6 protein-coding genes are annotated in these 10,674 nt (G+C 48.9%); 1 reads left to right on the forward strand and 5 read right to left on the reverse strand.

Going from position 1 to position 10,674, the window contains the following annotated elements; all coding sequences use genetic code 11:
- From M0R47_RS20745 to M0R47_RS20755, 3 genes are all read right to left on the reverse strand, one after another.
- Positions 1 to 526: FAD-binding protein (locus M0R47_RS20745; RefSeq protein ID WP_292558264.1), on the reverse strand; the 526-nt coding region annotated here is incomplete at its 3' end.
- Positions 526 to 1,935: an FAD-linked oxidase C-terminal domain-containing protein gene (locus tag M0R47_RS20750; protein WP_292558265.1), complete on the reverse strand. Its 1,410-nt coding sequence runs from the start codon at positions 1,933 to 1,935 to the stop codon at positions 526 to 528. The genes M0R47_RS20745 and M0R47_RS20750, both read right to left, overlap by 1 nt.
- Positions 1,936 to 2,189: 254 nt before the next feature.
- Positions 2,190 to 6,800 (reverse strand): ATP-binding protein, encoded by a 4,611-nt coding sequence (locus M0R47_RS20755; protein ID WP_292558266.1) that lies wholly within the window; start codon positions 6,798 to 6,800, stop codon positions 2,190 to 2,192.
- Positions 6,801 to 7,621: 821 nt separating this feature from the next.
- Here M0R47_RS20755 and M0R47_RS20760 point away from each other — a divergent pair.
- Positions 7,622 to 8,020, forward strand: a complete 399-nt coding sequence (locus tag M0R47_RS20760) for a group I intron-associated PD-(D/E)XK endonuclease (RefSeq protein WP_292558267.1) — start codon at positions 7,622 to 7,624, stop codon at positions 8,018 to 8,020.
- Positions 8,021 to 8,934: 914 nt separating this feature from the next.
- Here M0R47_RS20760 and M0R47_RS20765 read toward each other — a convergent pair.
- The gene (locus M0R47_RS20765; protein WP_292558268.1) at positions 8,935 to 9,417 is read right to left on the reverse strand and encodes a RimK/LysX family protein; all 483 of its coding nucleotides are present in this window, start codon (positions 9,415 to 9,417) and stop codon (positions 8,935 to 8,937) included.
- 209 nt (positions 9,418 to 9,626) lie between these two features.
- Positions 9,627 to 10,301 carry an NAD(P)H-binding protein gene (locus M0R47_RS20770; protein ID WP_292558269.1) on the reverse strand — a complete coding sequence of 225 codons (675 nt, stop codon included), beginning with the start codon at positions 10,299 to 10,301 and terminating at the stop codon, positions 9,627 to 9,629.
- Positions 10,302 to 10,674 lie beyond the last annotated feature (373 nt).

Raw genomic sequence — 10,674 nt, forward strand, 5'->3', positions numbered from 1 at the left:
ACTCGGGAATCGGCAGCACTCTGAGCGAGACTTCCAGCAGCACCCCCAGACTTCCCAACGCACCCACCATTAACCGGGAAACATCGAATCCAGCCACGTTTTTCATCACCCGGCCGCCAAAGTTCAGTACTTCGCCATCACCGTTGATGATTCTGCAACCCAGCATAAAATCGCGAGCACTGCCGACAAAAGGCCGCCGTGGCCCGGAAAATCCGCAAGCCAAGGTGCCGCCCAAGGTTGCCTGTTCACCCAAACCGGGTGGTTCGAAAGCCAGCATTTGCCTGTGTTGTGCCAATAGGCTAGCAATGTTGTTGAGCGGAGTGCCGGACCTGGCGGTAACCACCAGTTCACTGGGTTCGTAGTCGATAATACCGCAATGGCCCGCCATGGGTAACTGGGCTGCCGCTTGACAGTCTCCCCCGTAGAACGCTTTGCTATTACTGCCAACGATACGCAGTGAGGTGCCGGTTGCAGCGGCTTGTTGCACTTGTTGCTGGAGGTTCTCGCTTAGATCCTGTTCGCGCATCAAAACCGCTCCAATTCTGGGTGAGGCAATTGGCCGTGGTGAACGTGCATCTGCCCAAGTTCCGCACAGCGGTGCAAGGTGGGAATTGCTTTGCCGGGGTTGAGTAATCCGCGTGGATCGAAAGCGTGTTTCAGCCTATGGAATTGCTGCAGTTCGGCAGCCTGAAACTGTACGCACATCTGGCCGAGTTTTTCGGTGCCGACGCCATGTTCGCCGGTAATCGTGCCGCCCACGGCCACACAAAGCTCTAGAATTTTTCCGCCCATAGTTTCGGCCTTGGCAAAATCATCCGGCCGGTTGGCGTCGTACAAAATGAGTGGATGCAGATTGCCGTCGCCGGCATGAAACACATTGACTACGCCCAATTGATAGTGATCAGCCAACTCAGTGATTTGCTTTAACACGGCGGCCAGATGTTTGCGCGGAATGGTGCCGTCCATGCAATAGTAATCGCTGGCGATACGCCCCACTGCCGGAAAGGCCGCTTTGCGCCCAGCCCAAAAGCGTTTACGCTGATTGTCATCACTGGCTGTGCGAATTTCGGTGGCGCCGTTGCCTTGTAGAATCGACTCGGCGCGAGCACTATCGGCAGCAACCTGTTCGGGCATGCCATCCAGTTCGCATAGCAGAATGGCGGCCGCATCGACTGGGTAACCCGCGTTAACAAACGCCTCAGTCGCACGGATGGCGGCGTTATCCATCAATTCCAGGCCCGCCGGCAAGAGGCCGTCGGCAATAATGGCCGCTACCGCGGCGCCGGCCTGTTCGACACTGGCAAAGGCAGCGAGTAAGACCAGGGTCTGAGGTTGTAATGGCAACAGACGCACGGTGACTTCCACGACCACCCCAAGCAACCCTTCCGAACCAATTGCCAACGCCAGCAAATCGTAACCCGGCATATCGAGGCCGCTACCGCCCAAAGTCAATAACTCGCCATCGATCGTCACGAGCTTGAGTTGATGTACGTTATGCACGGTCAATCCGTACTTTAAGCAATGAACGCCACCGGCGTTTTCGGCGATGTTGCCGCCAATGCTACAGGCAATTTGTGAGGAGGGATCAGGCGCGTAGTAGAGACCATGAACTTTGGCGGCTTCGGAAATGGTCAGATTGCGCACACCGGGCAGTAATGTCGCGGTACGATTGACTGGATCAATCGCTAAAATCTTATTCATTTTGCTCAATCCCAAGACAATGCCGCCTTCGACCGGCAAAGCCCCGCCAGCCAACCCGGTGCCGGCCCCTCTCGCCACAACCGGAATCTGATGTGTCGAGCAAAGCTTTAACAGGGCTTGCACCTGCTCCACCGTTTCCGGCAAAACCACCAGTGCCGGCAGATGACGATACGCGGACAAAGCGTCGCATTCGTACACCCGCAAACTGGCCTGATCGGCAATCACATTGCTCATACCAACCAAAACTTGGCACTGTTGGATGAAGTGGTCAGGCAAAATCACGATGAATTCAGATCACTGTCGATGAAAGTAAACATTAGCTCAGGCCGTAGTGTACCCGTTAAAATTGGCTCGCAGTAAAAAATTTGGCTTGTTATGAAGGTGCCAAGGCGGTGAAGCCGCGTGACAGATTCGGGTTTAAAGATTGCCCGGCCGATCGCATCGCCTCCCCCTTATACTTGTCGAAAACATTGGTTCACAGAGTATTCTCATCTTACGTCGAGCTGGAATACCCAACCCTCAGGCTTGACGAATTGATTCCCGGCCAATCTGGTTTCAATATCATTAAAAGCATTTATCACATCATGGGTAAGTTGGTCATCAGTCCATTTCCCATCTCCTAGCCACACCTTCAATCGCCAGCGACCTTTAAGAACACTTACTTCTTCATAGCGAAGCGCCTTCAGACGTTCATTTTCAGATAGGAATAGACGCCCCCCGGCGGCTGACTTTACCTCTGCAAGCCAAACGTCGGATAACTGACTCCCTATCTCGATGACATCGAATCCAAGTCCGTCGCCAAAGCTAAAAGCCACATGCAAAAGACGAACAAGATCGTGTGGGTCTTGCGGACAACAAAGAGGGAAATCAGGTAGATCATCGAATTCACCTTGCACAGCCTGCCAGACTCTTATTACCTCAGCCCATTGACTGGCTATGTCTGGATTGTTGAGCAGGTTACGTACAGAAGCGATCGCCGCAGAATGTTCGGCGGTGACTCCTGCACGATGATTATCGCGAGTTTTTTGCTCGCGCTCGGTTTGGTTTGTCTTTTTTATTTTGCGCGTGGCTGACTGGCTCACGTTCGAAATAGTGGTTTTCGAAGACGAGTGTGTTGCAAACGGTGTGGAGAGAGCCGCAACATCCTGGATGTCGCCTGAAAGAATTCGTTCGGCAGAAAGCCAGTTAAGAGAAATTTTCTGCCGTTCACTCCACTTTTGATAACTCATATCTATGCCAAAATGCTCAGCGATGCGTTGTTGTTGCTCTATGCAGGGATCGAAATCGAAGCGAGACAGATCTTTTGGCTCAACCAACAGTAACTCGAGCTTTTTAGCAGCTTCAGTCTGCAAGTTTGCCATCCCAGCATCAAGAAGCGCTGTAAGTATGGCTTTGTGTAGCTTCTCCTTATCGATAGACTGCTCCCATCGTCGCTTATTGATCATGGTTGGATCGATCAGCGGAAGCCGTTCGGCTAGATGCGGGGGCAAGCGATCGCGCAAACCACGTGCATCAAGAGCCAGACCATGGTCTAAATAAAAACTCATATCCCACCACCGTGTCCGCAGTTCATCCTTATCGATTGCCTGCCCTTGCCATTCCGGCAACGTGTAGAGCGCCTCAACCAGTTGATCAAGTATTTCGCCGGATAGAAACTCACTCATCAGATAACTACGCATCTCGACCCGTTCGTCGTCGGTGATGCCATAGCGGTCGGCAAGCCAATATTCTTGTCGCTCGCCTGCCCCTAGGTAGGCAGCAAAGGCATCGATTAGCAGACGATTACCAAAAACGCCGCTAGCCAGCGGTTCAGCAAATAGGTGTAGATGCTTATCGAGATGCGCTAAAGGCGCGTCGTGCCAGATTTCCAGAGCGCCATCGCTATCATTTAGCAAGACATCTATATGGTTAATATCTTTACCAATGAATCGCTCTCGTCCATCCAATGATGCTTTAACCCATACCCGCTCGCCGCGCCTGCAAATCAGCTTTCGCCAAGCATCCACAATTGCATCACGAGTGCGGGTTCCTCCACCCACCGCAGCCCCTTCCGCGATCAACATCAGGTCGGCTAGATAGTTGGACTGTAATCGATCTTTAGTATCCCCACAACGCACAGGCGGAGTGAAATCCGGAGCCTCAGGGTCACCAGACCCCATCTGTAACATAGGAGAAAATTGCCGTGCACCCAATATCTGTATAAGCCATTGGGAGGTATCCATGTCTAAACCCAGAAAACTGCACTCGTCTCGGAATTCTTTGCGCAAGTGTTGTGACGTTCGTGGCACAAACCAGATTTCATTACCTTGCTCGACAGAAAACCAGTGTCGGCTATTTGCTTGGCTGACCAGCAGAGGTAGTGCCTTAAGTTTATCTTGCCCCTGCTCAGTAGGTCCTCGTCGAGCCAGTTCTAGCATCAGTGTCCGGTAGCGTCCACGCAATTCTTCATCACCCGCCGAACCGTTGCTCATAAACGCCAACAGTACCAATAATTTGTCGAGACTAGCATCGGTTGCCGAGGCTACGCCTACCGCTTCCAAGGCAGTTTGCTCATTGGCGTCGGCCGCTACTTTTTTCAACAAAAATGACTGCCGCTTGCGATCACGCTCGTTCACCAGGAGTACTTCAAGAGGACGCGCGTAACGGTTGAAAGATGTGTTGTAGGCACTATCAAGTGGCAGCCAAGGCGTGGCGGACGTCTCGAGAACATGTGCGATCTGTTTAGCAATATCCTGGTCAGCTTGGCTCCAATATCTCCAGGCATGAATAAAGGATTGATAAAACGACTTGCGTAACTCTTCGGCTTCCAAATCGGCCAAGTCAAAGGGAAGTCTCCATGTCTCTCCTACCTGCGTTAGGGGCAGGCATGGCCACACGCCGAGTGCTAGGGCGAATTGTCTTGCCTGATGTTGGTCAGTTACGTGAACACACGACTTAAAACGCTCCATATCCAGCGGACTGGAACTTAAACACTCCAATCTGGTGACTAGGTTATCCGTTACATTATCTAACAACCTGACCTCACGGCCCAGTCGCCATCCTCCCCCTTTTACTGGTAACAACATTTTCGACAAGTTGTCAGCGATTTTTCCGGGCGATGACAAGAACTCCAGAGGCTGAACGTGATCTAAGTCGATCTTTTCCGAACGCTGCAAAAGCCCAACGACGAAGCGCAACACAGCCTCAGGACGGAATGGCAGAGATTCTGACTGAATCACCTCTCCCCCTCTTACGAGGGTTTCGATATGAATCCGAAGGCGTTGCGCGATTTCACTCAGATTAAAATCCAATAACCCTAAAAGCTTCTTATCACTGTCGGACAGTTTGTCCCACTCCGTAACTGCTAACCCTTCGATTTTTGTGTCAGCCAAAGAAATCTCAAGAGGTATTGTCTCAGCGCCTTCGCGATCCAATTTGCGATGCCAGAAAATACCTCTGCCACCGCTCAATCGTCCTTCGCTGCTAATATTGGGAAGCGGCAAGGCAACTCTGACCACACCGTTTTCTGAACGCTCGGGAAGTATTGGCGTTTGCTGCTCACGTAACAGGTTGATGAATGGCTGTATGCGCTGGCGAAAAGAATTGTTCCACTCGCCATAGTGGCGGACACACCAAATTCGCAGAAAAGCTAGGGTCTGGATGTAACGAATTTCCGGCCAAGCGGATCGCGAGGGTGGAAAAACGGCAGCAAGAAAAGTGCGCATCGTTGCAGGGTCGGCTGTTTTCTCCATGGGTAAGTGGAGTTCCAGGGCCAGGCCGCGTTTCAGTTCCTCGGCAGCAGGATTACTTGCCTTTCCTGGCAACAGGAACCCCATCACATCGGTACGAACGTGCAGGTCTGGCAATGACATTAAAGCTCGACCTAGCAGCCTTCCCGATAGATGCAGCAGAGCCTTGTTATAGGGATTCTGGGCAACTTCAATATGTTTACGGGACATGTCGAGCATGAAGTCCGCATGGATTTGTACGCCAAAGCCACAGTCTACATATGTTGGCAAATAGCAAAAAAACCTGCTGCAGTTTTCGTCTTCTTCCATGACGTCGCTTTCTCTTTGCCGCTCGGGAGGAAAGGCGATTGCTAAGGAAGGCTGTTCAATGATGAAGTTTAATTCGCGGGCAGCATCACACAGCGCTTCCTTCTGCTCTGACCAAAGATCAGCGAGCAGGGTTTCATCCACCACCATCCAATCGCCGGGAACGCGAGTTGACTGGATTTGGGGATTGCCTCGAAAATGCGTAGTGACTTTAATATCGCTGGGGCGTTTACGACCATCCTGTCCGCGCAATTGATTGATAAAGAACAACGGCGTTTGGCGAAATTCTTCAATACGGTCCTCTAATCTGATGCGCCTATCCTCGTCAATACCTTCAAGGATGATGACGGTTTTTGCCCATTCCCGCCCTATGAAGTAGACTTCTGCATCTACACAATGCTCAGGGAAATAGAAACTTGGCAAACCTTGAGCGCCCTCCAGCAGTTTGGCAGCAGCCTCTCGCAGACGCGCATCAAGCCCGGGCCAAAAACAAGTAGTATCACGAACTTGAATAGGGTTTAGTGTCTGATGAAAACAGAAAGCATAGCGTTGTCCGTCCGGCAAAGTTGAAGCGATAGTAATGCTACGGGCAAATTCCCATGCTGACTTGAAGCCAACGCCCTTGTTGCCGATGGATTGCCCTGCCTTTTTGGTGCTGTTGTGAATATTGCACAGCGCCTGAAAGTCGCTGTGCAGTTCGGCCCCATATCGTGTAGCCAGCTCCTGAATATCTCCCGAAGGCAGCGAAAAGCGGAGAGTAACAGGATCATTCAATGCTTCAATGGACACCGGCTTTCCATCGTTAGCAACGACAAGTTGATAGGAGGCCTTACTTGGCTCGGCCTCAAGCGTGATGTCGATGCGTCGCTCCGCCCGATCAACTGCATTCTGAAAAAACTCGAAAACCACTCGACCAAGATAATCGTTGCGTGTATGTGTTTCGGTGCCGCGCAGGCTCTGTATCAAATCTGGCGGAACGTTGATGCGCGTAGCCCAGAGTCCTTGAAGTAAATCCTCTGTTATCGTTTTGGAATGGTTGTGCTGAAAACTTGGATTGTACGTCATTAGGAATTCTTATTTTTTCTTTGAAAATCCGAGACCCACGTCAGATGCGTTAGATACTTGGAGCAGTTTACATTTGATGATGTAGTTTTTTGTACTTCATGAATTACCGGCTTAGCGTGTTTATAGTCTTCCGCTAAGTAATACTTGATAAAATTAAGCAGAGATGTTTTTATCAGGCTTTGTAGGTTCGGAGTTTTTACTACGGCCGTAAGGACCAAGAAAAGACTGGAAAATGACCGCAAACTTTGCCTCTGGAGCAGGACCGGATGCTAAGCAGAAGACTGTTATTAGGATCGTATTATTAGTGAACCGAATTTCAGTTCTTTGATTCAATTGTAACTCAGCCTCACCCGTTTTCCAGCTGTCAACGCGAACCTTTTCAGCCAGGAACATTGTAAGATATTAATTAGATAGTACTAACCCTTATTCCCAGGAAGTTTTCTATATGGATGCACTTTATTCACTGCTATGTTTTGCAGAGTGGTTAGCAGGGTCCGTAGGCTTTGATGCCTGCACAGGCCTCGGATTCAAACTATATGCAAATAGTTAAAGAGCTCGGCTATTGACAAGAAAGCGACTGAGCATTTATCCTTTTTAACGATCGCATCACCAGTCAGCTATTGCTGCGAGTAGATTTAATACAAAGATAGGCGATATCCTGATTTGTAAGGTGTGGCAACCTTTTCTGCTCAATACTGTTATCTTCAGTAATCGATGTTAACCGGGAGGATTGGCTATTAGGCTACCTCGGACCGTATACATATAGGGCCACCGCATAGAACGGGTGTCATACGGCATTAACCATTAATAACGGTAATGTCATGCCTGTAAAAAGCTCCAAAATCAAACAGCAAACTCTTGCTGCTCACAAACAGCTTTCCTATGAAAAACTCGTCGCTGCGTGGTTCATGAGCGACGGTTGGGAAGTATTAATTCCTGCCATCGATCACGGCAAAAAAACAGACTTAGTGATTGCTGATGATGAAAATAACTATTATCGAATCCAAGTTAAAACTGTCGAATCGAACGACGAGTCGATCAAAGTGGAAAACAAGTGGAAAGGCGCGGAAATCGATTATGTGATTTATTTTTCCCGCACTGGGGAATGGGGTTACATTGCCCCCGCCTTTAATCAAAATAAAAAACGATTGAATGCGCCTGACCATATACGTTTCCACAACCACCCTACTAATTTCCATAAGGCATTCAAAAAAATTTAAAATCCCTCTCATCCAATCATACAAATTAGACCTTGGCTTTTAAAAAGCCAAGGCCTTAGTAATGGGGTGAATTGTGCCAGTCGCTGTTAACACAGCGGTAAATCGCTTCTACGGTCTGTGCCTATGCTTGACCGATTCGAGACAATTAACGTCGCGGTTGTTGAGACTAAGTTTTAGAAGATGTCGCCAAGCCTGACCCTGAAGACCCTGCCGTCTCTGGTTGCGGCCTGTTGTTTTCCTATCGAATTTCACCCCGACGTTATTTCTTTGATTTTTTGGCAACTGCCAAAGTCATGGCTCCTGGTCAAGAATCGTCTACGACTATAAAGTAATAGACAATTCCGTTCGTTCTGATGCTGTCGAGTGACAAGTTTCTAGTCGTCTTAACTTGGACTAATGCCAGTGGATATTTGTCGGTCCGGTCTATCTTGGAGGTTTGTTGCGTAAGGTGACTTGCATCTGACATGTTCCTTAGATGGCGCCTTTCCTTGTATTTCGTGACAATACCCTGAAAACCCTGCTTACCCTGGATTCCAGTGAAAAGTTATGTTTGCAGATGAAATAAGAAGGTCTACATATGTGTCATAGGCTATCTTGTTTAGGCGAGATTTCCCTTAAGTACACTCATTTAGCTTCTCAACCGGGATGCCAAGATACACTTTTGTGCTGCCTAAGTTTCTGCCGATTTGATTCCAAAGTTCTGCTCATGAGTACCAGGGTGGAAAACGGCGTTTAAATTTTCCAGTAACCACTGCTATCATATTGATATTGTTACACATGAAAATCTTTTGGCTGGAAAATTCAATGCTGATTGATGGCAAATATTGAAAGCCGTTTTCCAGCTAAAGCATTATTAGGTAATCATGGGACAGAAACTTATGTCGTGCGGTGTGTAGAAATGGAAACTTCGCCCGCTAATCATCACTGTTTTTTTCAACATCCACTAGAAAACGACCACGCAGCCAATTCCTACCTAACAATATAGGATATTCCATAGTCAGACGGTCATTAAGCGTGAAGAGAATGGTTTTTTCTGAGTCGTGCCATTTCACCGTTAATGGCACCGTGTATCGCCGCTCTTTTCCTTCGGCTGTCTTCACCATCACTGCTGAAGCTACTCGCGTGTTAATCTGTCTAGACTGGCCATTCTTGTTCACTATACGAAATGAAATCGGTTGGCCCTCTAGGTTTCCTTCTGAGGCATCAATGTTGATATCCTCCGCATGTAGGCTGCAAGTTTTGGCACCGGTATCGACGCGCGCTTTGAAGCTGAGGTTCGCATCGACAATTTCAACCACTTCAGTTGCGCCAATAATTTGCTTTGGGTGGTGATGCTGAAAAAAAGCACAGCCTGTCAGGGCGTAAGTGAACAGAACGATTGAGCATACCTTTCGCATAGCCTGATTCAGTGACTGTCTCTTTGAAGGCAGTGTGTTTTATCCGCCAACAATCATATCCTCTCCCTTCAGTTTATCTTGACCGGATAACCTGCAAGATGGGTATGTTATCGGGTAACCGGATACTGTTCGGCTCGCTTGCAGTTTTGACATTCGACATTATTCATCCTTTGTCGAATGCCTGTCGACTGAATGACGAAATCCGGCCATTACTCCTCATTGGACGTTTTTTTATTCTGAAGTTGCTCGGATTCGATAATACATTCACCGGATTGACCTTTTAAAACCCCATCCAGTAGCGCGAGAGCAATACACTCGGCTTTGACTGCCTGGTAACGAAGAGGGATCAGTGGCCGAAAAATTTGGGCAATAATCAGTCCTATCCTCTCCCCCATACGCGATTCATCGCGCACAGCATCAATCAACGATGGCCTGACTATCGTAAAACTCGGATAGTTAATATTACGAATCCCGGCCTCTGCTTCAGCTTTGGTGCGTAAGTAGAAATTTCCGGCAGGATTTGCACCGAGGGAAGAGTTCAGTGCAAAGCGCGTAGCACCAGCGGCTTTTGCAAGTTTTGCCACTTGAATTGGCAAGTCGCGGTCGACAGCAGCAAAGGCCGCCTGAGAGCCGGCGGCCTTAATGGTCGTGCCTAGCGTACAGATCACTGCGTCAACCTTCCACCAGGTTGCACTGACAGGTAAATGGGTAAAATCGATTACCGGGTTGTATAATTTTGCATGGTTTGGCAACGGACGACGAGTAGGCGCAATCACCTGCTCAATGCGCGGGTCGACAAGGGCCAAAGCCAGCACCTGCCTTCCTACAGCCCCCGTAGCACCCACCAGCAGTAGACGCAGTGGCTTATTAACAGGATACGTCATATCAGTCCCTCATCAGTTGGTGCCGGGGTTGAAGTCCAAGAGTCAGTTACATCAGATGTTTATTCTTGTTAAATAATATCACTAAGAATGCGCTTGTGAGTTGAATCTAAGATTCGGATTAATGGCCAAAGAAATCTTCCCTCTCAGGGTCGGGGCATTGATTTACAATCCAGCAATCGCTCAGCTTTGTATAGGGTATCTGTTGAGAGATTAAGCCCAGGTTCGACGCCTCAGTTTCTAATCTTATACCCCGTCTAAACACCCACCCGACAAAGTCAGGCAGATGTGGGTATTCTCATTAGGGTGAACACTATTTTTCATGTTCACCGTCCACTTTTTTCCATTGATTACCTGTGAAATCAAAATAAACACC

The sequence above is a fragment of the Methylobacter sp. genome, from assembly GCF_023227905.1.
Lineage (GTDB): Bacteria > Pseudomonadota > Gammaproteobacteria > Methylococcales > Methylomonadaceae > Methylobacter_A.

Excerpts from the sequence above, each read along its gene's own strand:
- M0R47_RS20765 (WP_292558268.1), bottom strand. The coding sequence starts at position 9,417 with ATGCGAAAGGTATGCTCAATCGTTCTGTTCACTTACGCCCTGACAGGC.
- M0R47_RS20750 (WP_292558265.1), bottom strand. The coding sequence starts at position 1,935 with ATGAGCAATGTGATTGCCGATCAGGCCAGTTTGCGGGTGTACGAATGC.
- M0R47_RS20755 (WP_292558266.1), bottom strand. The coding sequence starts at position 6,800 with ATGACGTACAATCCAAGTTTTCAGCACAACCATTCCAAAACGATAACA.
- M0R47_RS20760 (WP_292558267.1), top strand. The coding sequence starts at position 7,622 with ATGCCTGTAAAAAGCTCCAAAATCAAACAGCAAACTCTTGCTGCTCAC.
- M0R47_RS20770 (WP_292558269.1), bottom strand. The coding sequence starts at position 10,301 with ATGACGTATCCTGTTAATAAGCCACTGCGTCTACTGCTGGTGGGTGCT.